The 18981-nt window shown below is 65.3% G+C and carries 23 protein-coding genes; 10 read left to right on the top strand and 13 right to left on the bottom strand.

Annotated features, from left to right (window positions below):
- The first annotated feature begins 79 nt into the window (after nt 1-79).
- A complete protein-coding gene (locus tag DFR24_RS13160; RefSeq protein WP_133881861.1) occupies nt 80-655 on the top strand; it encodes a superoxide dismutase in 576 nt (191 codons plus the stop codon).
- A gap of 35 nt (nt 656-690) precedes the next feature.
- Nucleotides 691-3345, top strand: coding sequence for a DNA ligase D (gene ligD, locus DFR24_RS13155; RefSeq protein ID WP_133881860.1), 2655 nt, complete (start codon nt 691-693; stop codon nt 3343-3345).
- A gap of 59 nt (nt 3346-3404) precedes the next feature.
- Here ligD and DFR24_RS13150 read toward each other — a convergent pair whose 3' ends face one another.
- The gene (locus tag DFR24_RS13150; RefSeq protein ID WP_133881859.1) at nt 3405-3683 is read right to left on the bottom strand and encodes a hypothetical protein; all 279 of its coding nucleotides are present in this window, start codon (nt 3681-3683) and stop codon (nt 3405-3407) included.
- A gap of 290 nt (nt 3684-3973) precedes the next feature.
- On the opposite strand from DFR24_RS13150, the gene DFR24_RS13145 reads away from it, so the two are divergent.
- The gene (locus DFR24_RS13145; RefSeq protein WP_133881858.1) at nt 3974-4366 is read left to right on the top strand and encodes a hypothetical protein; all 393 of its coding nucleotides are present in this window, start codon (nt 3974-3976) and stop codon (nt 4364-4366) included.
- A 372-nt stretch (nt 4367-4738) separates the two neighbouring features.
- Here DFR24_RS13145 and DFR24_RS13140 read toward each other — a convergent pair whose 3' ends face one another.
- Both DFR24_RS13140 and DFR24_RS13135 read right to left on the bottom strand, forming a co-directional pair.
- The gene (locus tag DFR24_RS13140) at nt 4739-5446 is read right to left on the bottom strand and encodes a S1 family peptidase (protein ID WP_133881857.1); all 708 of its coding nucleotides are present in this window, start codon (nt 5444-5446) and stop codon (nt 4739-4741) included.
- 299 nt (nt 5447-5745) lie between these two features.
- The gene (locus DFR24_RS13135) at nt 5746-6696 is read right to left on the bottom strand and encodes a YihY/virulence factor BrkB family protein (RefSeq protein WP_133881856.1); all 951 of its coding nucleotides are present in this window, start codon (nt 6694-6696) and stop codon (nt 5746-5748) included.
- A gap of 466 nt (nt 6697-7162) precedes the next feature.
- On the opposite strand from DFR24_RS13135, the gene DFR24_RS13130 reads away from it, so the two are divergent.
- The 4 genes from DFR24_RS13130 to DFR24_RS13120 all read left to right on the top strand — a co-directional run bounded on the left by DFR24_RS13130 (nt 7163) and on the right by DFR24_RS13120 (nt 8875).
- The gene (locus tag DFR24_RS13130) at nt 7163-7633 is read left to right on the top strand and encodes a hypothetical protein (RefSeq protein ID WP_133881855.1); all 471 of its coding nucleotides are present in this window, start codon (nt 7163-7165) and stop codon (nt 7631-7633) included.
- A 61-nt stretch (nt 7634-7694) separates the two neighbouring features.
- On the top strand, nt 7695-8000 hold the full coding sequence (locus DFR24_RS13125; RefSeq protein WP_133881854.1) for a hypothetical protein: 306 nt from the start codon (nt 7695-7697) through the stop codon (nt 7998-8000).
- Nucleotides 8001-8030: 30 nt separating this feature from the next.
- The gene (locus DFR24_RS24455) at nt 8031-8225 is read left to right on the top strand and encodes a hypothetical protein (RefSeq protein ID WP_162851202.1); all 195 of its coding nucleotides are present in this window, start codon (nt 8031-8033) and stop codon (nt 8223-8225) included.
- A 92-nt stretch (nt 8226-8317) separates the two neighbouring features.
- Complete coding sequence (locus DFR24_RS13120) at nt 8318-8875, top strand: pyridoxamine 5'-phosphate oxidase family protein (protein WP_210772511.1); 558 nt, start codon at nt 8318-8320, stop codon at nt 8873-8875.
- A 135-nt stretch (nt 8876-9010) separates the two neighbouring features.
- Here the strand turns inward: DFR24_RS13120 and DFR24_RS13115 are convergent, their stop codons facing one another.
- The 6 genes from DFR24_RS13115 to DFR24_RS13090 all read right to left on the bottom strand — a co-directional run bounded on the left by DFR24_RS13115 (nt 9011) and on the right by DFR24_RS13090 (nt 14630).
- On the bottom strand, nt 9011-9820 hold the full coding sequence (locus DFR24_RS13115; RefSeq protein ID WP_133881853.1) for a sensor histidine kinase: 810 nt from the start codon (nt 9818-9820) through the stop codon (nt 9011-9013).
- Between the two features lie 11 nt (nt 9821-9831).
- Nucleotides 9832-11850, bottom strand: a complete 2019-nt coding sequence (locus tag DFR24_RS13110; RefSeq protein ID WP_133881852.1) for an AsmA family protein — start codon at nt 11848-11850, stop codon at nt 9832-9834.
- 35 nt (nt 11851-11885) lie between these two features.
- On the bottom strand, nt 11886-12203 hold the full coding sequence (locus DFR24_RS13105; RefSeq protein ID WP_133881851.1) for a hypothetical protein: 318 nt from the start codon (nt 12201-12203) through the stop codon (nt 11886-11888).
- 122 nt (nt 12204-12325) lie between these two features.
- Nucleotides 12326-12712, bottom strand: coding sequence for a phage holin family protein (locus tag DFR24_RS13100; RefSeq protein ID WP_162851201.1), 387 nt, complete (start codon nt 12710-12712; stop codon nt 12326-12328).
- Nucleotides 12713-12770: 58 nt separating this feature from the next.
- A complete protein-coding gene (locus tag DFR24_RS13095) occupies nt 12771-13106 on the bottom strand; it encodes a DUF883 family protein (protein WP_133882542.1) in 336 nt (111 codons plus the stop codon).
- Nucleotides 13107-13262: 156 nt separating this feature from the next.
- A complete protein-coding gene (locus DFR24_RS13090; RefSeq protein WP_246051652.1) occupies nt 13263-14630 on the bottom strand; it encodes a sigma-54-dependent transcriptional regulator in 1368 nt (455 codons plus the stop codon).
- 189 nt (nt 14631-14819) lie between these two features.
- Here DFR24_RS13090 and DFR24_RS13085 point away from each other — a divergent pair, with 189 nt between their 5' ends.
- The gene (locus tag DFR24_RS13085; RefSeq protein WP_133882540.1) at nt 14820-14993 is read left to right on the top strand and encodes a DUF1328 domain-containing protein; all 174 of its coding nucleotides are present in this window, start codon (nt 14820-14822) and stop codon (nt 14991-14993) included.
- Nucleotides 14994-15294: 301 nt separating this feature from the next.
- Here the strand turns inward: DFR24_RS13085 and DFR24_RS13080 are convergent, their stop codons facing one another.
- Nucleotides 15295-16386 carry a hybrid sensor histidine kinase/response regulator gene (locus tag DFR24_RS13080; protein WP_133881849.1) on the bottom strand — a complete coding sequence of 364 codons (1092 nt, stop codon included), beginning with the start codon at nt 16384-16386 and terminating at the stop codon, nt 15295-15297.
- A 342-nt stretch (nt 16387-16728) separates the two neighbouring features.
- Here DFR24_RS13080 and DFR24_RS13075 point away from each other — a divergent pair, with 342 nt between their 5' ends.
- On the top strand, nt 16729-16908 hold the full coding sequence (locus DFR24_RS13075) for an entericidin A/B family lipoprotein (protein ID WP_133881848.1): 180 nt from the start codon (nt 16729-16731) through the stop codon (nt 16906-16908).
- A gap of 211 nt (nt 16909-17119) precedes the next feature.
- Here DFR24_RS13075 and DFR24_RS13070 read toward each other — a convergent pair whose 3' ends face one another.
- From DFR24_RS13070 to DFR24_RS13060, 3 genes are all read right to left on the bottom strand, one after another.
- Nucleotides 17120-17593 (bottom strand): MgtC/SapB family protein, encoded by a 474-nt coding sequence (locus tag DFR24_RS13070; protein WP_210772366.1) that lies wholly within the window; start codon nt 17591-17593, stop codon nt 17120-17122.
- A gap of 28 nt (nt 17594-17621) precedes the next feature.
- Nucleotides 17622-17924 carry a hypothetical protein gene (locus tag DFR24_RS13065; protein ID WP_162851200.1) on the bottom strand — a complete coding sequence of 101 codons (303 nt, stop codon included), beginning with the start codon at nt 17922-17924 and terminating at the stop codon, nt 17622-17624.
- Between the two features lie 91 nt (nt 17925-18015).
- A complete protein-coding gene (locus DFR24_RS13060) occupies nt 18016-18339 on the bottom strand; it encodes a hypothetical protein (RefSeq protein ID WP_133881846.1) in 324 nt (107 codons plus the stop codon).
- A 309-nt stretch (nt 18340-18648) separates the two neighbouring features.
- Between DFR24_RS13060 and DFR24_RS13055 the strand changes: the two genes are divergently transcribed.
- Nucleotides 18649-18975: a hypothetical protein gene (locus DFR24_RS13055; protein ID WP_133881845.1), complete on the top strand. Its 327-nt coding sequence runs from the start codon at nt 18649-18651 to the stop codon at nt 18973-18975.
- Nucleotides 18976-18981 lie beyond the last annotated feature (6 nt).

Raw genomic sequence — 18981 nt, 5'->3', positions numbered from 1 at the left:
CTTTCCCCGTTCACTCCCCGGTCCGTTTGTTGCGCTATAAGAGACGGATCACCTCAACGCACCGCAAGGAACGAAGACCATGGCCCTGACCCTTCCCGAGCTTCCGTACGCCAAGAACGCCCTGGCGCCGCACATGTCGGCGGAAACGCTCGAATTCCATCACGACAAGCACCACAAGAAGTACGTGGACACCGCGAACAAGCTGATCGCCGGCACCGAGTTCGAAAAGATGGAGATCGAAGAGATCATCCGTCGCTCCTCGGGCAAGATCTTCAACAACGTCGCGCAGGCCTGGAATCACGCTTTTTTCTGGAACTGCCTGACGCCCGACCAGAAGTCCCCGAGCGAAAAGCTGGCCGAAGCGCTGAAGAAATCGTTCGGCAGCGTCGACGAATTCAAGAGCAGCTTCAGCAAGACGGCGACGGAAGCCTTCGGCTCCGGCTGGGCGTGGCTGGTGAAGGACACCGACGGTTCGCTGAAGATCATCAGCACGTCCAACGCCGACACCCCGATCAAGGGAGATCAGAAGCCGCTGCTGACCTGCGATGTCTGGGAGCACGCGTACTACATCGATTACCGGAACGAGCGCCCGAAGTACCTGGAGCATTTCTGGAACATCGTGAACTGGGATTTCGTCGGAAAGAATCTCGGTTGAGTTCCGCTGCGTAAGCGGCGGCAGCTGGTTTCGACATGGCCGCCGTGCGTCGCCGATATCCCTCCCCCTCCCGCCGTGCAGCGGGGAGTGGAGCGAAGACGCCGGCGGGAGCGGCGGCAAGCCCGCACAAGCGATCCGGCGACGCGCTGGCGACGTACCGCAGCAAGCGCGCGTTCAACATCACGAGCGAGCCCGCGGGAACCAAGGCCGTGCGCGCTGGCGGTCGCAGCTTCGTCGTGCAGAAGCACGATGCGAGTCACCTTCATTACGACTTCCGGCTGGAACACGGCGGTGTGCTGCTGAGCTGGGCCGTGCCCAAGGGGCCGAGCCTGTCGCCGAAGATCAAGCGTCTGGCCGTGCAGACCGAGAACCACCCGGTTGCCTATGCCAGCTTCGAAGGCAGCATTCCCGAAGGGCAGTACGGAGCGGGTGACGTCCTCGTCTGGGATCGCGGCCGCTGGGAACCGGATATCGATCCGGATGCCGGCCTGCAGAAAGGCCATCTGTCGTTCCATCTCCATGGCGAACGGCTCGAAGGCGCGTTCGATCTCGTGCGCACGCGCGGCGGCAAGGCGGCCCAGGGGCCGGGCAGCACCTGGTTGCTGATCAAGCATGCGGACGAGCATGCGCGCGCTGCGGACGAACCGCCGATCACCGAGCAGTTCGAGGACAGCGTGATGAGTGCGCCCGCACGCGCGAAGACGCGAACCGCGAAGAAGCAAAGCGCGAAGGCGCTGCCGCCGTCGAAGCGCGCCTCCAAAGCCAAGGTCGCGAGCGGCAGGAAGGGCGCGCGTACCGCGATGGCGCTCGAAGACATCGAGTTGCAGCTCGCGACCGCGGTCGAGAGTCCGCCCACCCGCGGATCCTGGGTCTACGAGATCAAGTTCGATGGCTATCGCCTGCTCGCTGCGGCCGATGGCGACGACGTGCGACTGCGCTCGCGCAATCACCTCGACTGGACCCGCACGTTTCCGGCGGTCACCGCCGCCCTGCAGGCGCTGGATCTGCCGTCGTGCGTGCTCGACGGCGAACTGTGCTTCGTGAAGCCGGACGGCACGACCAGCTTTCAGGAACTCCAGCGCGTGCTCCCGCGCGGCGGCCACAAGGGCACACCGCCGGTCGAGCAGGCGCACCTGGTGTTCCATCTTTTCGATCTGCTGTTCCACGACGACGAGGATCTGCGAGCGCTGCCGCTGCTCGAACGAAAATCACGATTGCGCGCGCTGCTGCCCAAGAAGCCCGTCGTACCTCTGGCGTACAGCGATCACGTCGCCACCGACGGTCGCACTGCGCTGTCGCAGGCCTGCCAGGCCGGTCTCGAGGGACTGATCGTCAAGCGGTCCGACGCCGCGTATGTCGGCGGACGTTCGGTGCACTGGCTCAAGCTCAAATGCCGTCGTCGACAAGAGTTCGTCATCGTCGGCATGGCCAGCGCCCAAAGCGGCAAGCGCACCGGTTTCCGGTCCTTGCTGCTGGGGCTGCGCGAGGAAGACGGCACGCTGCGCTACAGCGGCAAGGTCGGCACCGGGTTCGACGAGACCTTGCTCTCGGATCTTTCGAAACGACTCGGCAAGATGCGCGTCGACGCGACTGCGGTGAGGAATCCGCCGAAGGAACGAGGGCTCGTCTGGGTGCGCCCGGAGCTCGTCGCCGAAATCGATTTCGCGGAATTCACGCGCGACGGCCTCGTACGCCAGGCCTCGTTCCAGGGTCTGCGCCTCGACAAGCCGGCGACCGACGTCAGGCGTGAGCGCGCGGCGCCGGTGCGCAGCGTCGCCGGCAAGAAGAGCCGGGCCGCGAGTCCGGACACGGACGCTTCGGGTCCGCTCGTCGTCGAGGACGTGAACATCACGCACCCGGGACGCGTCGTCGACTCGCCTTCGGGGCTGACCAAGGGCGATCTCGCGCGCTACCACGAGCGGGTGAGCGAACTGATGCTGCCGTACGCGGTGGACCGGCCGCTGGCGCTGGTGCGTTGCCCGGACGGTGACGCGAGCCCGTGCTTCTTCCAGAAACAGAAGCCGCGTGGCACCGGAAAGTCGGTAGGTCACAAGCGCGTCGGCGCCCACGAGATCCTCTACGCGCGCGGTGCGCGCGGCATCCTGGAACTGGTCCAGTTCAACGCGATCGAGTTCCACGGCTGGGGCGCGCGCGCCGCCAAGCCGCACCGGCCCGACTGGATCGTGATGGATCTCGACCCCGATGCCGGCTTGTCCTTCGCAAAGGTGGTGGATGCGGCGCTGGAGATGCGGGAAGCCCTCGCGTCGATCGGCCTCGAGAGTTTCGTGAAGGTGACCGGCGGCAAGGGCCTGCATGTGGTGGCGCCGATCGTTCCGCGAGCCGGATGGGACGAGGTGAAGGCGTTCGCGCACGGCATCGCGACCGCGTTCGCGGAGCGTTCGCCGGAGCGCTATGTCGCGACGATGAGCAAGGCCAGGCGAAAGGGAAAGATCTTCATCGACTACCTGCGCAACGGAGAAGGGGCCACCGCCGTGCTGCCGTATTCACCGCGCGCGCGGCCCGGCGCGCCGGTCGCGCTGCCGGTCAAATGGCGCGACCTGAAGCACGTCGATCCCGCGGAATTCACCGTGCGCGAAGCAACCCGCTGGCTGCGCAAGCGTCGTGTCGATCCCTGGGCAGACTTCTTCGAGTTGCAGCAGGAACTGCCGGAGATGCCGCAGGATCGCTGAGGGGTGACGCGCCGGGATCGATCCCTTCCACCGAGGTCCGGATGATCTCGCGCCGCGACTCAGCGCGCCGAGGCGCTCGCCTGACGCGGATCCAGTTTTCCGATCGCGTCGGTGGCGGCGCCTGCCGTTGAGTCGGCATGCAGCGCTGCCGGCACGGCCCAGTTGTCGACTTCGCCTTCGCTGACCAGGGCCCACGGCGAGGGCTCTTCGTTGCTCACCTGCGTCATTCGCAAGGACTCGGGTGAGACGGCGTTGACGGACACCATCGGAAGCGACGCCGCGGAAATCAGCCCGATGACGATCGCGATGATCAATCCAATGTCGGTCCAGGAATTCATCGCTCGCCCCTTGCGTACGCATTGCTGACTCTCCCCTGAAGCAGAAGTCGTGCCGCGGGTGCAGCGCAATTTCCGCGGACGCAAGCTCCCGCAGCGCCTGTTCGGTCTGCATTTCGCGACGCGATGAGGTTCAGTCTTGCCGGGTGCAAGATCAGGCGCGAAGCCCGGCGCAGAGAACGCCACGCGTGCACGAAATCGGGGGTGGAGGCGCACCGTTATCGCCCGATCGACGGCCCGGGTACGCATCCTGTTGCGCCTGCTTCCACCTCTACGAAGAACAAGGAACGCCCATGAAGTTCGAAACCATTTCTCGCCAGCAGTCGGCGGCCGTTGCCATTCTCGCCTTGGCGGGAAGCCTGATGCTGGGCGCCTGCAATCGTCAGGAAGATCCTTCCCAGACGAGCCGCGACATTAGCGAGGCGCGCACGGAAGGCAACGAGAAGGTCGGTGAGGCGACGAAGGACGCCGTCGAGAACTTCGAAGACGGCGCCTCCGCCAAGACCGTCGTGAACGACGTCCATCGAATCGAGGTCGAGAAGATTCGTGCGGATCACGAGGTGGCCAAGCAACGCTGCGACGGCATCGTCGCGGCGGACCAGGACAAGTGCCGCAGCGATGCCGATGCCACATACGATGCTGCGATGAAGCTGGCTGACGAGAAGCGCAAGGCGAACGGAGGTTGATGCCGCCTTCCCGCGAGAGCGGATGTTGCCGTCGCCTGCAATGAGCGGGTACGGCGTTTGCGCCGCTTGCTGATGCCGCAGGCTGCGGCGCCAATCCAAAGGAATGGATGCATGAGCTGGTCGATGCCGATGGCCCGAGATGCCTTCCTGCGTAGCAGTTGCCGGGTTCACGCAGGCCCGTCGTACGAAGCGCTGAATGGGGCTGCTGCTGCCGCGAACGGGCCCCAGCCGGGTGGGGTGCCGGGGCATCAGCCCGCGCCAGAAGTGCCTGCCCGGGAGCATCCGCTGCCGTCGCCGCAGGAAGTGCCGGCGAGCCAGCCAGCCGAAATCCCGGTGGAGGTTCCGCAGTCGCCAGGGCCCGCGGCCCTCTAGTCAGGGCGCCGCTGCAGGGGTCAGGTGCGGTGGCGCGGGCGGGCCCATCTCGAGCCTCGGTTCGGTTGCGCGCGTCACCGCCTGTTGAAGCTTCTCCACCGGAATGGCAACCCCGGGATTCACGAGTTCGCGGGTCTGCGTCAGCAAGGTCACGACCATGCCGACCAGGCGATGCTCGGAGTCGAGCACCGCGCCGCCGGATTCACCCGGAAATATTTCCTTGTCGATGCGCATGAAGCCCCGCTTGTCGAGCGCGCTCGGCTGGATGTCGGCGGCTGAAACGATGCGTGCGCGCTCTGCGGTCAGCGACTTCAACGGATAGCTGCAGACCAGCACCTCGCCGGCAGCAGGGGTCTCGGGCGCCAGCGTCAGCGCCGTGATGTCGCGATCCAGAAGGCCGATCCAGAACTTCATGACGGCCGGATCCTTGGGCTCCAGCAGCGCGATGTTGTTTTCCGGATCGATGAAAACCACGCGAAGTTCAACCAGACGGATGATGAAGATGCGATCCGCGTGGGTGACGACATGCGCCGGAGCCAGATACAGCCAGCGTTCCCGATCCAGCAGAATCGCGGTGCCGAAGTTCTCCTGCAGCACATTGTCGGCGTTGGTCAGCCGCAGCGGGAACACGCTGTCCTGGCACTCGGCGGCATGCGCGGACACGAACCACGTCGACGCCAACAGCGCGAGTGCTAGCTTCCGGAGCATGTGCGGGGTCTGTACATCGGACTGGGGAGCACGGTAAGCCGGAGGGCGTGCCGCGTCTGGCCGCGGCAGGATCGTCGGATGGAATCAGGCGTTGGGCGGTCGTTGGCGACCATGCGGACGTGACTTCTCGAAACCGGGTGGGAGTGGAATGCTCGTGAACGATTCCACACCGGCCCAGGCCGGTGGAAGCGCTCCGTTGCGCCGGGCGTTTCGAGTGCAAGCCCCGCATGTCGAAAGACCGATCCGCCATTGTGACCGGAGTGCGGGGCGCGCAGGAGGCTGCGCGGGGAGAAGCGCCGTCAGCGTTTCAGCGCCGGGATGTCGAGCCGCCCGCCGTCTTCGGTCGAATCCGACCGTCCGAGCCGCGAGCCGTGCAGGCGCGAATATTCGTGCGTGAATTCGGCGCCGAGCAGGAAGATCTGCGCCGAGTAGTAGACCCAGACGACGATGGCGACCAGTGCGCCTGCGGCACCGAACGACGACGACACCGCGGCAGTTCCCAGGTACAGGCCAATGAGATACTTGCCCGCCGAGAACAGCAGCGACGTCAGCGCCGCGCCGACCCAGACGTCGCGCCAGGGAATGTGGACACTGGGCAAGGCCTTGTAGATCAGGGCGAACAGGCTGGTGATCAGCGCGAAGCCCAGCAAGGTGTTCAGGAACTGCAGCAAGGTTTCGGCGCCGACGAACCATCGGCTCCAGAAGTCGCCGAAGGCGGTGATGGCCGCTGTCAGGACCAGGGAGACGGCGAGCAGGAAGCCGACGCCCAGGATCAGTCCGAAGGACATCATGCGGACGCGGACGAGTTGTCGGACGGCGCCGCCGGTCGCATCGGACTTCACGCGCCAGATGCGATCGAGATCGTTCTGGAGTTCCGCGAACACGGTCGTTGCGCCGACCAGGATCATCACGATGCCGATGGCGAGCGACAGGATGCTGCCCTGCTGCTGGCTGGATGCGATGAGGATGGCCTCGACCGCCTGCGCGCCGGTGACGCCGAACAGCTCGCGCAGTTCGCCGATCAAGGCGCCGCGCGCCGCGTCCTCTCCAAAGAACAGGCCGGCGACCGTGATGACCATCAACAGCACCGGTGCCATCGACAGCAGGCTGTAGAACGCCAGTGCCGCACCCATGCTCGAGGCGCCATCGTCGATCCAGCGCGTCACGCTGGCGCGTGTCAGGCGCCAGCCAGCGAAGACGGCACGGGGCAGCCGTGCGGCCAGGGCCTGCGCTTGGAATGAAGGGGTCATGACGATCTCGGGATCGAGGCCGGGCGCATATCCGTGTCGGCGTTCCGTGTGAAGGCGATCGCATCGAGGGTGGCGAACGGCCCGGGGTCCGGCGTGGAAGAGGCAGTTCGCATCGTTGCGCGGCTCATGCCCGGAGCGCGCGCTCAGTTCCTGGCGGAATCGGGAATCGGGTGGAAGCGTTGTCTGCTGCGCAGCCCGCAGCCATCGAACGCCGTTGCGCGTGCACCTTGCATGAAGGGTCTTCGCGCAAGCCGCTGCAAGGCGGCGCCTGAGGATTCCTGATCGGCGAAAGCGGCATGACGTCCGGATACGAAAGCGTGTTCACGGCCGGACGTTGGGCAGATCGCGTGCCCGGGCACAGCGATTGCGCGATCCCGTCGCGCCCCGGCGGAGCGCAGGACCCCACGGAGCGTCGACATGCGACTCCACGCCCGACGTCGTTTCCACCCAAGCCAGGAGCTCACCCATGACCCTTCACCGTCGCCTTCATCCGACGACGCTCGCACGGGCGGCCGCGCTCGCTTGCGTCACCGTCCTGACACCTGTTGCGATTGCCGCGGAGCCGCCCGCCTCTTCGAAAATGCTCAGCGGCATGCCGCCTGCACCCGAGGTGCGCCGGGAGAACGGCATCGACTTTCTGACCGGCGGTGTCGGCATCGATGGTCGCGCCCAGCTCAAGCCACTGGTCAGGGACATGAACCTGCAGCTCGTCTTCGCCGAGAAGAAGACCGGCGGCTATCTGGCCGATGTCGAAGTGGTCATCGAAGACCGCAAGGGCGGGGAGATCCTGAAGGTCAGCAATTCCGATCCCATGGTGTTCGCTGCGCTGGAACCCGGTACCTATTCGATCAAGGCGAGGACCGCGCACGGCACGCTTGAACGCGAGGTGAAGGTGCCGGCTTCCGGTCGTCGCACCGAACTCTTCCTGTGGGGCTGATGGCACGCCGGGCCCGCGTCACCTGCGCTGATCCACCGAATCCATCTACGAGCATTCCGTCATGAACGCCCTCGAACTGCCGACTGCGAACGCCGCGCTCTCCACCCGCCTGCTTCGCGGCGCTTCACATGTCTTTCTCGAACCGGTGGTCGATCTGGAGCGAACGCGCTCCAGGCCGCTGCTGGTGGCCGCGCTGATCGCGATCATTGCTCTCGGAGGCGTGTGCATGTCGCAGAACATGCGAGTGCTCTTGCCTGCGATACCGCCGACATCGCAGCAGCACGTCACCCGCAGCGACGGCGGATCACTCGACCCGCAAGCGCAGGAACCGGTGGCGCCGAAGGTTCACATCGCCGCGGCGGGTTGAACGGTCGCAAGCAAAGCCAGGAGTCGTGCCATGAATCCAGACGTCGACATGCTGATGCGCGAACCCATCTACGTGTTGCCCGCCATGCAGGGACCCATCGTGCCGCCTGCGCCGGCCGAGCCGGGTTCGCCAAAGCCCTATCCCCCGCCCGACACGCCGGATCCGCCGGTGCCGCCAATGCCTCCACCGGTGATGCCGCCGCCCCAGTCTCCCATCCCGATGTAGCGACGGGACCGGCACAGAAAAGCAGCCCCGATCCATTCGGCGGGCCGAATCCACCGGCCTGCCCAAGTTCCCATTTCCACGAGGAGCCTCACATGAACGATTCAACTGCAACCGACCACGGCGATGTCGCGAAGTCCAAGGCCGAGCGCATGAGCAAGCTGCGCGAACTGATCGACAACATCTCGATTGCGTCTCTGGTGACGATGGACGCGGATGGCGTGATGAGAGCGCGTCCGATGGCCACGCAGCAGCTCGACGAGAACTCGGAGCTGTGGTTCTTCACCAACGATTACTCGGCGAAGGTCGACAACGTGCTCGTTCATCCGCAGGTCTGCGTCAGCTACGCCGATCCGGGCAAGAACAGCTACGTGTCGGTGTCGGGTCCGGCGGAACTGGTGCGCGACAAGGAGAAGATCCGCGAACTGTGGAAGCCCATCCTCAAGGCCTGGTTTCCGAAGGGCGTCGACGATCCGGATATCGCACTGCTGAAGGTCGACGCCGTCAGTGCCCAGTACTGGGATGCCGCCAACAGCAAGCTGGTGCAGTTGTTCGGCGTGCTCAAGGCGCTCGCGACGGGCCAGGTGGCCGACGTGGGCGAGAACGAGAAGGTCAATGTGCGCCAGCGGATCGGGTCGGATACGGCGACCTGATTCCGGGTTGGAGCCGGGACCCTCTGCGTACCTGATCCATTCCGGCCGAAGTGCGGACGAGACGCTTCGCACTGCGGCCGGATGTTGTCGCTCGTGCGGCAACAACGTCGGCGCGGGAGCCTCACGAAGCGGACTTCACAACTGAAGCGTCACCTCTCGTGCCGGGTCTTCTGCATCCTTCACCACGTTCATGGAGAGCGATCCGCCTTGCAGTTCCGCCAGCCGGCGAATCAGCAGCCATCCGATATCGGCCCTTCGCGACTCGGGATCGCCGGACGTCGTACGTTCCTGTGCCGGCGCGCCGTCGCTGGCGATGCCGGGCGTGTTCGCCTGACACGTCACGCGCAATTTCAGCGCATCGCGCGTTCCGGCAAGCGTCACCCGGATCTCGCTGTCTCGCGGCGCCGATGCGAGAGCGTCGGTCAGCAGCAGACGCGTCATCTGTTCCAGCCGGGATGCGTCGGCCCGGATCCGTTCCGGCGCATCGATCGTGACGAAGACCAGCTGCACCCCGCGTGCCGAGGCCGCATCGCCTGCGTGGGCAATCGCGGCTTGAATCGCCGGGGCAGGCGATATCTCCGCGATATTCAATTCAACGCTGCCATCGAGCACGCGCGCCTTGTCGAGCAGTTCTTCGATCAGCCGTGCTTGCTGTTCGACGCCGTTCCTGATGCCGGCCAGCGCGCGCACCATCGGTGCGGGTGCGTCGGCGGGAATCTGCATCTGCAGGACGTTCGCCCAGCTCTGGATGCCATTGAGCGGCGAGCGCAGGTCATGCGCCGTGATCGCGAGAAAATGGTCGCGTGCCTGCGCCGCAAGTTCGGCCTGCTCGCGAGCAGCGCGTTCAGCGGCGAGGCTCGAGGCGGCAGCGGCGCCACGGTCCTCCGCCTCATCCGGCGGTGCGGCGAGAGGATTCGACGGAGGCGCAGCCGGAGAAGAAGGCATCGGGATCGGGTTCAGGACTTGTCGTCTGCCGGCCGCTTCTTGGCGGGCGCCGCATTATCGGATGCCGGCTGCTTTGCTTCATCTGCCGTGCGCTCGGCCGCGGCGACCAGCGACTTGCAGTCCGCGTTCTCGCCGGGACCGGTCTCGATCAGCGGCAGCAAGGCGGCCAGCGGATTGACCAGCGCGGCGAGCGCCGCCACCGCGCCGCCCTTGATCAGCAGCGCGCGATCGGGCCGCAGCTTGGGCTCCTTGAACGTTCCGCGCACATGCAGCGGCGTGCGCAGGCTCAGCGGACTCCAGTCCTTGGGCAGCGGATGCACCGTCAGGTCCAGTTCCTCCTTGCCCATGTCCACGGATCCCTTCACGTTGATGTTCGTATCGGTGGTATCCACGACGAACGCGCGGGGCTTGAACACGCCGTCCGTGGCCTCCAGGTCCAGCACGGCGCAGCGTACCCGCACCGTGCGATCGCCGCGTACCAGGAAGCCGAGGGCCTCCGCCGCGTCCAGACCGGCGCCCTCGAGCAGCAGATTGCTGAAGCTGCCGCCGCGCATGGCGATACCGAGTTCACCGTCCGCATGGCCGAGCAGTTCGGCCGTCGAAGACCCGTTGCTCTTGAGGTTGGCGCGGCCGCCGATCAGGCCGGTGCTGCGCTCGACGAGGGCATTGCCCGGCAACAGCTTGGCGAGATCCAGGCGGGTGAAGTTCGTCCGTGCCTCCAGCGCGAGCCTGGCCTGGCGCGCATCGATGCTCATGTTCGATTCGATGCGCCCGCCGGCGACGCCGAAGTTCAGCGGCTCCAGTTTCAGCAGCCCTTGTTCGAGCGTGAGATGGGTCTTCAGGTTGTCGATCGGCAGATCCTTCTTCTTGATGCTCAGCGCGGTGAACTGCACGTCCGCATCCATCGATCGCAACTGCGCGAGATCCACCGGCGTGTCCGGCAACACGCGCGCTTCCTTCTCCTCGCGTTTGGCTTCCACCTTCTGTTCGGCGGACGCCGTCTCGCCGGGACCGGTCGACGGCGTGGCCCCGACGAAGCCTGCAAGGTCGTCGATATCGAGCTGTTTGGACTGCAGCGTGGCCACCAGCCGCGGACGCTCGTCGATGTATGTCGCGGTCAGGCTTCCCGACAGATCGCTGTCACCAACGTTGCCGACGAAGTCGTTGAAGCGCCACTCCTCGCCCTCGTGCACCAGCAGCCCGCGGATGCGATACGGCGGTGTCTCCGGCAGCACCAGGTGGGTCAGCGGATGCAGCGCGGCCAGCGTCTCGCCTTCGATGTCCAGTTTCAGCTTGGCAGCGGTGAAGGCCTGCAGTCCGGTGACGGATCCTTCGATCGTGGCGCGCGTGCGTCCGGCGGTGAACTTGGCGTCGAAGGGATAGGGCGAGTCGGTGTCCGTCAGGCTCAACACCGGGCCGCCATGGGCTATCGCTTCCAGCGGCAGGCCGCGCAGCCTGCCCTTGGCACGCAGCATCAGGCTGCGCGCCACGCTGCTACCGGATTGCGTGGCGATGTCGACCTCGACATCGGTCTTGTCGGCGGGATCGAAGTACGTGAGCTTGCCGCGATCGATCGACAGCTTCCCGATCTGCGGCGCGGTCTTGCCGTTCTCTTCTGCGGGCGCCTCGTCGCCCCGCCTGGGCGTTGCGATCTGCCAGTTGCCCCCTTCCGGAGCGTTCTGCAGGTCGAGGCGGGGTGCCGTGAGCGCAATACTGGGAAAGCTCATGCGACCCGCGAGGAGCTCGCGCAGATCGATCGTCACGTCGGCGCGTTCGGCGCCGAGCATGTCCTTGGCACGCGCCCACGGTGCGTTGCCGAGATGGACATCGTCGAGGATGACGCGAGGATTCCAGCCGAGGTCCACGTCCAGATCGCCACCGATGCGAAAACTGCGGCCGGTCTGCTGCTCGACGCGCTTCTCGATCGGACGCTTGAACCATTTCCAGTCCCACAACAGGATCAGGGCCACGATGGCGACGATCAGCGTGATCACCGCGATGCGGCCCTTCGACCGGGAGCCTGGGTTCATGGCGACTCCGCCCCGGTGGATGCGGTCATGGGTGTTCAGCGCGACCGCGCGCGCGAGACGGTCGACATCGCCCGTCTGCGAGCCGGAGCGGATGGCGTGTCCGGCGCTGGCGGTTCGAGCCAGCGACCGAGCACCTGCATCGAGATGCCCGCGAGCAACGTCGTTTTCGAGCGACGCACATTGCTGAGCCACAGGCCCAGGCTCACGGCACTTCCCGCAAGCAACAGCCAGTGCAGCGACTGCCGTGTGAGCGCCAGCGTGCGCTGGGCCGTATCGACGGTATGCGCAAAGCTTCGGACCGAACCCGCGAGGCGCTTGAGGTCCGAACGATCGTCGACGAGCTTGTCGAGCAACGCGCGACGCCTCGCCGCGTCCGCGTCATCCGGCGCTCTCGTACCCCGTACGACCATGACGGGCGACGAAGCCCTGACGGCAGCTTCGTTGTCGGGAAAAAGTGTCTGCGTGGACACCGGTTTCACGATGACTTCTCCATGGCCTCGTCCAGCGCCACCCGATCCTTCTGGAGTTCCTCGAGGCTCGTGACGAAGATCGGCTTGGGGCGTTTCCTGGCTGACAGGTAGGCCCGGTACGCAAATCCGGTGGCGGCCGCGGCTGCGGCGGTCAGGGCCACCATGGCGTGGGTGCGCCAAGGCGTGTCCCACGCCAGGGCCAGGACGACCAGGGCGATGAACTGCAGCGCCAGCAACGCGAGCAGGGCCGTGACGACGAGCCAGGCCAGCAGGCCGAGGAGCCGGTCCGTTTCCTCGCCCACCTCGGCCTGCAGCAGCTTCAAGCGATTCTGCGCGGCGTCGATGAAACCCTCCGCGATGTTGCGGAGGGTGTCGGTGAGATCGTGCTTCACGGGCCGGATCCGGGTTCTTCGGGGGCGACGCCGAAACCCTCGTGCGGGATCACGTCGATCAGGCGCGGGTCGACGAACTGCGGGAGGCGAACGATCCGCCTGCAACGCCGAGCGCGAGGCCGGCGACCAGGCCGATCGCAATGGCCTGCCAAGGATTCTCGCGAACGTAGGAGTCGGTCTGCTCGACGGCCTTGCGACCACGATCGAGCGTGTCGGCCTGGAATTTCCTGATCGATTCGCCGGCGACGCTCAGGCTCTGGCGCAACTGCTCGCGTGCCACGGCAATGCTCTCGGTCGAGATCGCCGTCGTCTGATGCATCAGTTCCTGGGCATGACCCGCCAGGGTCTGCAGGTCGCTGACGAAGCGCTCACGCGCATCGTTTGCTGCATTCATCGCCTGATTGAGGGATACGTCCGCATCATCACGGGCGGCGGTGGTGTCATCTGTTCTCACGGGCATGCTCCTGGTGACGGGTCGCGGCTGCCGCGACCCACGCTCAGGTTCCGCAGAACTTGTGCCCGTTGCCGCCCAAGCGACGTGATGTGGCGATCAGGCGGCCGAGCCTTCCTTGGTCAGCTCGTACTGCTTGCGTTTGCGATACAGCGTCGAGCCGTCGATGCCCAGGATCTTGGCGGCGTTGTCGAGCGTGGACGTTGCACTCATTACCGCGAGGATGTGGGCACGCTCCAGTTCTTCGAGCGACACCGTGTCGCCGGCGCGCAGGCCCGGGCCGGGCTTGGCGGCGGACTCGGTGTGCGTCGGCAGATATTCCAGGCCGATCGACTCCTGGTTGCACAGGATCACGGCGCGCTCGACGACATTGCGCAGCTCGCGCAGATTGCCGGGCCAACCGTACTGGCGCAGCCAGTTCACCGCCTGCTCGTTGAATCGGCGGGCCGGGCGATCGTACTGGCGCACGAAAGTCAGCAGCATGCCCTCCGCCACCGACACCAAGTCCTCGGTGCGTTCGCGCAGCGGCGGCATCGTCAACGTGATGACATTGAGCCGGTAGTAGAGATCCTCGCGAAACTGGCCCTCGGAGATCATCTTCTTCAGATCGCGATTGGTCGCCGCGATGATGCGCACGTTCGCCGTACGCGTATGCGGGTCACCGACGCGCTCGTATTCGTGATCCTGGATGAAGCGCAGCAGCTTGGGCTGGATCGCCAGCGGCAGATCACCGATCTCGTCGAGGAACAGCGTGCCGCCATCCGCGATCTGGACGCGTCCCTGGCGATTGTCGGTGGCGCCGGTGAAGGCGCCGCGCACGTGGCCGAACAGTTCGCTGGCCAGCAGCTCGGGCGACAGCGAGGGGCAGCTCACGGTGGCGAACACGGCCTTGGCGCGATTGCTCCAATCGTGGATCGCACGCGCGAGCGCGGTCTTGCCGGTGCCGCTCTCGCCGAGCAGGAGCACCGTGGCGTCGGTCGCCGCGACCTGGCGCGCGGATTCGAACTGCGCCATCAGCGAAGTGTTCGAGGTGGTGAACTTGTGCGCCTCGCGAGCGGTGTTGTCGCTCTCCAGCGATTCGATGCGCTTCTCCAGCCGGCGCGCCTGCGCCTGCTGGTCGACGGCATGCGTGAGCTGCTCGGGCGTGCAGGGCTTGACCAGGTAGTCGCTGGCGCCCGTGCGCACGGCGTTCATCGCCACCTTCACGTCGTCGACGGCGGTCACCAGGATCACCCGCATCCACGGCGCCCATTCGCGCAGCCGCGGCAGCAGGTCCAGTCCGTAGACCTCGCCCAGATTCAGATCGAGCGTGCAGATATCGAATGCGCCACGACCGATGGCGGCCTCGGCCTCGATCGCGGATTGGGCCGTGACGACGGTGTAGCCCTCCTCTTCGAGAGCCCGGCGGAAAGCGCGTTGGATCGACGCGTCGTCGTCGATCACCAGAATGCGAAGAGGAACAGTCACAAGCAGCTCCCGAAGGTGGAGGGCGTGCCCCGCAATATGCAAAGGGCCTCAGCGGACTCGATGCGGAAAGCGTCGCTTCGAGAACCGCGAAGCGGACGCAACGCATTGTCCGAAAAGAATTCCTTGATTGGGCACAAAAGGTGGAATGAAAGCGCCGTTGCCCTTTCAAGTCCGCTGGAGGAGATTCCCATGTTGAGATATGCAGTCATCTTTTTCGTCATTGCGATCATTGCGGCGGTATTCGGCTTCGGCGGAATTGCCGGTGCAGCCACCGAAATCGCGCGCATCCTGTTCGTCGTCTTCATCGTGCTGTTCCTCGTGTCCCTGATCTTTGGTCGTGGACGCGGGGGAACGGCGATATAGCGAGCGGAACCTGGTCCGGACGAATGGCCTCATCCTTAAGGGGTGAGCGCCATTCGACGGGCACGGCAAGGATGGCAACGGTTATGCCATGAGAAAAACAGCGTTTTTCAGCGGTCCGGATGAAAAGGCCTCTCGCGAAGGCCATGCAGAAAGCGGTTCCAGAACGAGCGCTTTCGCAATATGCAATGTGAACCTTTCCGCCCGCTGAGCCAGCGCGGACGGTGACGGCGTTCCACGATTCCCAGGCAGATCTTCCTTTCGTACGCCGGCTGGGAGCCGTGTTCGCAGGACGCGCTCAGCCTCAGGGCGCTGGAAGATCGAAGCCGAAGACGCTGCCACCCCCTTCGCGCGATTCGTACCAGAGATAACCCCCCATCTGCGTGACGTCGTGCTTGGCGATGGACAGGCCCAGTCCCGATGAGTACTGACTGCGTTCGGCGGGGCTGGCCACGCTGAGAAAGCGGGTGAACAGCTTCGCGCGGTCCGTTTCCCTGATGCCGGGTCCGCGATCCATGACCCGGCATTGAGCGAAGCCGGTGGGCATCCGGCTCACGGCGATCTCGATGGTCTCGCCCTTCGGCGAATACTGGATCGCATTGGCGATCAGGTTCTGCAGCACGTTGCGCGTGATGTCCGGATCCACCAGCGCTTCGGCTTCGACACCCGTGACTTCGAGCCGCACGTCGCGCGCTTCGGACGCGACGCGTTGCGATTTCACGGCGCTGTGGCCCAGTTCGAGCAGATTGACTCTTCGGGCCGCGAACTCGCGCAGTCGCTTGCCTTCCGCGCCACGCGCCAGGAAGCGCTGGATGAACTCCAGCGTGGATCGCGCGTTGTCGAGGATCTCGGCCACCAGTTCCTCATCGCGCTCCGTCTTGCGGTTCGGCCGCTTCAGGAACTCGGCGGCGAACAGGATGCAGGTCAGCGGGTTCTTCAGATCGTGTGCGACGACGCTGGTGATCTCCTCGCGGTCCTTCAGCATCTGCCCCAGCCGGTCGCGCGACAGCTTCAGGTCGGCATGCGTGCGCACGCGCGCCAGCAATTCCTCGAGCAGGAAGGGCTTGGTCACGTAATCGCGGGCGCCCGACGCGAAGGCGCGCACGATGCCGGTGCGCTCCGACGAACCGGTCAGGAAGATCACCGGGATGTCCGCCAGCCCCGGCAGCCGGTGCAGCCGCTCGCAGGTCTCGAAGCCATCCATGCTCGGCATCCGCACGTCGAGCAGAACGAGATCCGGCGGCGTCTTCTGGGCGAGCGTCAGCGCGTCGGGGCCGCTGTGTGCGACCACGGTTTCGTAACCCGCGTCCTGCAGCAACAAGCTCAGCGCTTCCGCGCCGGAAAGCTCGTCGTCCACCACGAGGATGACTGCCTTCCTGGAGGCCGTCGTTGGCATTCCGAATGATCTCTCCCGACCGGAGCCTCATTCCGTGCCGCATCGAGATGACGTGGCCCAGATCGGAACGAGTGCCCAATACGTTGTCGATTCTGTCACGCGCTTGCGCTCGTGCAAAAGAAAGGGGACGCAGAACCGAACAAATATTTCGATGGAAGCGCACATGTGCTTCGAATGCGTTCCATATGCAAATAGGTGTGGTGTGGACACGTATAGGCGGTGGTCTGCCTGAGTCGAGGCGAAGGCCATTCCCCGTGGCGGTGCAGCGGGTCGCTGTCGGGGGACATCGGGCACGACGCCTGCGATGACGTTTGTCCCTACGTCACATCCCAGGAGCGGTCTATGAAGAAGTCGTCGCTGGTTCCCGTGCTGGCCCTGTTGTCGGTATTCGGCTCTTCGCTGCTCGTCGGTTGCAATACCGTCGAAGGCGCAGGCAAGGACGTCGAGGCTGCAGGCGAAAAGATCCAGTCCGCCAACTGCACGGGCGAGGATGCGAAGACCGATTCCCGCTGCCAGAAGTAGTTTCCATCGGTGCCTCGTTTGCACGCGGACCGATGGTCGCGTGCAAACGAGGGCTGCCGATCCGGTTCGAAAGCACGGTCGGGCGATGCGTAAGGGTTTCCCCACTTCCGAAAGCCCCGAGCAACCGCGTCAGGTTCGAAACGGGCGCGTCAGACAGCGGCAACGGGCTTCGCTCGGGTTTGAAGAACACGGACCTCCGCAGCGGACGGCCCTAGGGTTCTTCTGAATTCTTTTGTGCCGCGCGACGGCGTTCGATCGCACGCTCGAGCGGTCCGCCGGCCTTGACGATCAGCATCGCCAGCACGACGCCGATGACGGCCACGGCCCAGGCGCCCAGCCCACACACCACGCCCAGTGCTGCCGTGAGCCACACCAGCGACGCGGTCGTCAGGCCTTTCACATGATCCCGGCGAGTGTGCAGGATCACGCCGCCTCCGAGAAATCCGATGCCGGCCATCAATCCCTGAATGGCTCGGCCGACATTCTCGTGGTCGCCGGCGAGCGCAAGGTCGTAGCGTTCCACCGCCACCACCAGCGCGCACGACGCGATGGCCACGACGCCGAGCGTGCGAAAACCCAGCGGCTTGCCGAGCAACTCCCGATCCAGTCCGATCAATGCGCCGACGAAGGCTGCGGCGAGGAGACGCAGCGCATCGTCGGACCACTCGATCAGCGACAGCTCCATGCAGAAGCCGTGTCGTGTCCGGGAACCGCTAGGCCGACGTGCTTGCAGCCGGCATGTCGACCAGGACCGCCGGCATCGCCATGACGGCGCCCGCTGCCGACGGCAGCGCGCTCTCATTCGCCGCATCGGTCGAACCTTCGTCACTGGTGCCGAGAAAGCTGGCGATGGCGAGCAGGCAGGAGAGCTCCTGCCTGCCCAATGTACCTTTGACTTCGATGGCCTTGCCGCGGCCCCAGAGGCGTACCGAGGCATCGAAGCCGGACAAGCCGTGCTCGTCGAGGATCGATTGCACGTGAGACATGTCCTCGTCGCTCAGAAACGTGGTCTTCATTGCCGTGTCCATCGATCAACTCCCTGCAGACGAATGAGTGGTGCGGTGTTTAGCGAAAAACGGAACGGCCGTCGGCATCGAGACCAGGAAATCAGGTGCCTGTCTCGGCTGTGCGCGTGATCCAGAACGCGCTCGCGAGCAATGCGACCACCATGGCGGCACGCAACGGGTACTGACGTACGAAGCCCGCGGTGCTCACGAGCATCGGCTGCAGGCGTTGCCATGCGTTGTCGACGTGGACGCCGCCGATCGCGTTCTGCGCGCGATCGATGCTTTCCTTGGCCTGTTCGTAGAGGGCATCGGCAGCGTCGTGCGCACGGTCCGCGGCGAACTGCACCAGCGGGCTCGGCGAATGACCCGTGCCATTGCTGCGAGGGATGGACGTGCTCGACTTGCGGCTGGTCGAACGCTTCATGAGGCGGTTCTCCTTCTCGTCGCAGAACGCGTTTCGCGATCTGTAGTGGCGCATTGCACTGCGGAATTCATGCCACTTCGGCGGGCCTGCAAAATCAGTCGGGAGCGCTGAAAACCCGGTGCAAAGTGCAGCGCAACAGGACCGCTCTCTGCGGCTTGCACACCCGCTGGCCGCGCGCGAAGACGCTACGCACCCATGGCACGGCCGATGCAGTGATCGCCGGCCCTTTGCCCCGCGACCTGCTTCCATGCGCACGAATCCGTCAGCCGATGCACGTCACGCCCGCCGGCGCGATGTTGGGAGCCGCGCATGTTGACCGAGGCCATCGGATGGACCGCCGCACTGCTGCTGCTGGTCACGATGATCCGGCAGGTGTGGTCGCAATGGGTCAGCGGAGCGGTCGGGGGTGTGTCACGCTGGCTCTTCATCGGGCAGGTCGCAGCCTCCGCTGGATTTACCGTCTACAGCGTACTGCTCGACAATGTCGTGTTCGCGCTCACCAATGGACTGCTGACGATCAACGCGATCACCGGATTGCTGATCGACCGGCGCAACCGGCGGCATCAGGCAGAGCGCAAGGCGCAGGCCAGTGACAGCGCACCGGACGCGCTCCGGGGAACCACGACCACGTTGTGAAGAAGA

The organism is Panacagrimonas perspica (genome assembly GCF_004364935.1).
Classification (GTDB): Bacteria; Pseudomonadota; Gammaproteobacteria; order Nevskiales; family Nevskiaceae; genus Panacagrimonas; species Panacagrimonas perspica.
The sequence above is the reverse complement of the archived record's forward strand: the minus strand, read 5'-3'. Positions and strand labels throughout refer to the sequence as shown.

Bases quoted from the DNA above. Each gene is read 5' to 3' on its own strand.
- DFR24_RS13080 (WP_133881849.1), bottom strand. From the start codon at position 16,386: ATGCCAACGACGGCCTCCAGGAAGGCAGTCATCCTCGTGGTGGACGAC.
- DFR24_RS13065 (WP_162851200.1), bottom strand. From the start codon at position 17,924: ATGAAGACCACGTTTCTGAGCGACGAGGACATGTCTCACGTGCAATCG.
- ligD (WP_133881860.1), top strand. From the start codon at position 691: ATGGCCGCCGTGCGTCGCCGATATCCCTCCCCCTCCCGCCGTGCAGCG.
- DFR24_RS13120 (WP_210772511.1), top strand. From the start codon at position 8,318: ATGAACGATTCAACTGCAACCGACCACGGCGATGTCGCGAAGTCCAAG.
- DFR24_RS13095 (WP_133882542.1), bottom strand. From the start codon at position 13,106: ATGAATGCAGCAAACGATGCGCGTGAGCGCTTCGTCAGCGACCTGCAG.
- DFR24_RS13070 (WP_210772366.1), bottom strand. From the start codon at position 17,593: ATGGAGCTGTCGCTGATCGAGTGGTCCGACGATGCGCTGCGTCTCCTC.
- DFR24_RS13160 (WP_133881861.1), top strand. From the start codon at position 80: ATGGCCCTGACCCTTCCCGAGCTTCCGTACGCCAAGAACGCCCTGGCG.
- DFR24_RS13085 (WP_133882540.1), top strand. From the start codon at position 14,820: ATGTTGAGATATGCAGTCATCTTTTTCGTCATTGCGATCATTGCGGCG.
- DFR24_RS24455 (WP_162851202.1), top strand. From the start codon at position 8,031: ATGAATCCAGACGTCGACATGCTGATGCGCGAACCCATCTACGTGTTG.
- DFR24_RS13135 (WP_133881856.1), bottom strand. From the start codon at position 6,696: ATGACCCCTTCATTCCAAGCGCAGGCCCTGGCCGCACGGCTGCCCCGT.
- DFR24_RS13145 (WP_133881858.1), top strand. From the start codon at position 3,974: ATGAAGTTCGAAACCATTTCTCGCCAGCAGTCGGCGGCCGTTGCCATT.
- DFR24_RS13075 (WP_133881848.1), top strand. From the start codon at position 16,729: ATGAAGAAGTCGTCGCTGGTTCCCGTGCTGGCCCTGTTGTCGGTATTC.
- DFR24_RS13125 (WP_133881854.1), top strand. From the start codon at position 7,695: ATGAACGCCCTCGAACTGCCGACTGCGAACGCCGCGCTCTCCACCCGC.
- DFR24_RS13130 (WP_133881855.1), top strand. From the start codon at position 7,163: ATGACCCTTCACCGTCGCCTTCATCCGACGACGCTCGCACGGGCGGCC.
- DFR24_RS13115 (WP_133881853.1), bottom strand. From the start codon at position 9,820: ATGCCTTCTTCTCCGGCTGCGCCTCCGTCGAATCCTCTCGCCGCACCG.
- DFR24_RS13055 (WP_133881845.1), top strand. From the start codon at position 18,649: ATGTTGACCGAGGCCATCGGATGGACCGCCGCACTGCTGCTGCTGGTC.
- DFR24_RS13060 (WP_133881846.1), bottom strand. From the start codon at position 18,339: ATGAAGCGTTCGACCAGCCGCAAGTCGAGCACGTCCATCCCTCGCAGC.
- DFR24_RS13150 (WP_133881859.1), bottom strand. From the start codon at position 3,683: ATGAATTCCTGGACCGACATTGGATTGATCATCGCGATCGTCATCGGG.
- DFR24_RS13110 (WP_133881852.1), bottom strand. From the start codon at position 11,850: ATGAACCCAGGCTCCCGGTCGAAGGGCCGCATCGCGGTGATCACGCTG.
- DFR24_RS13140 (WP_133881857.1), bottom strand. From the start codon at position 5,446: ATGCTCCGGAAGCTAGCACTCGCGCTGTTGGCGTCGACGTGGTTCGTG.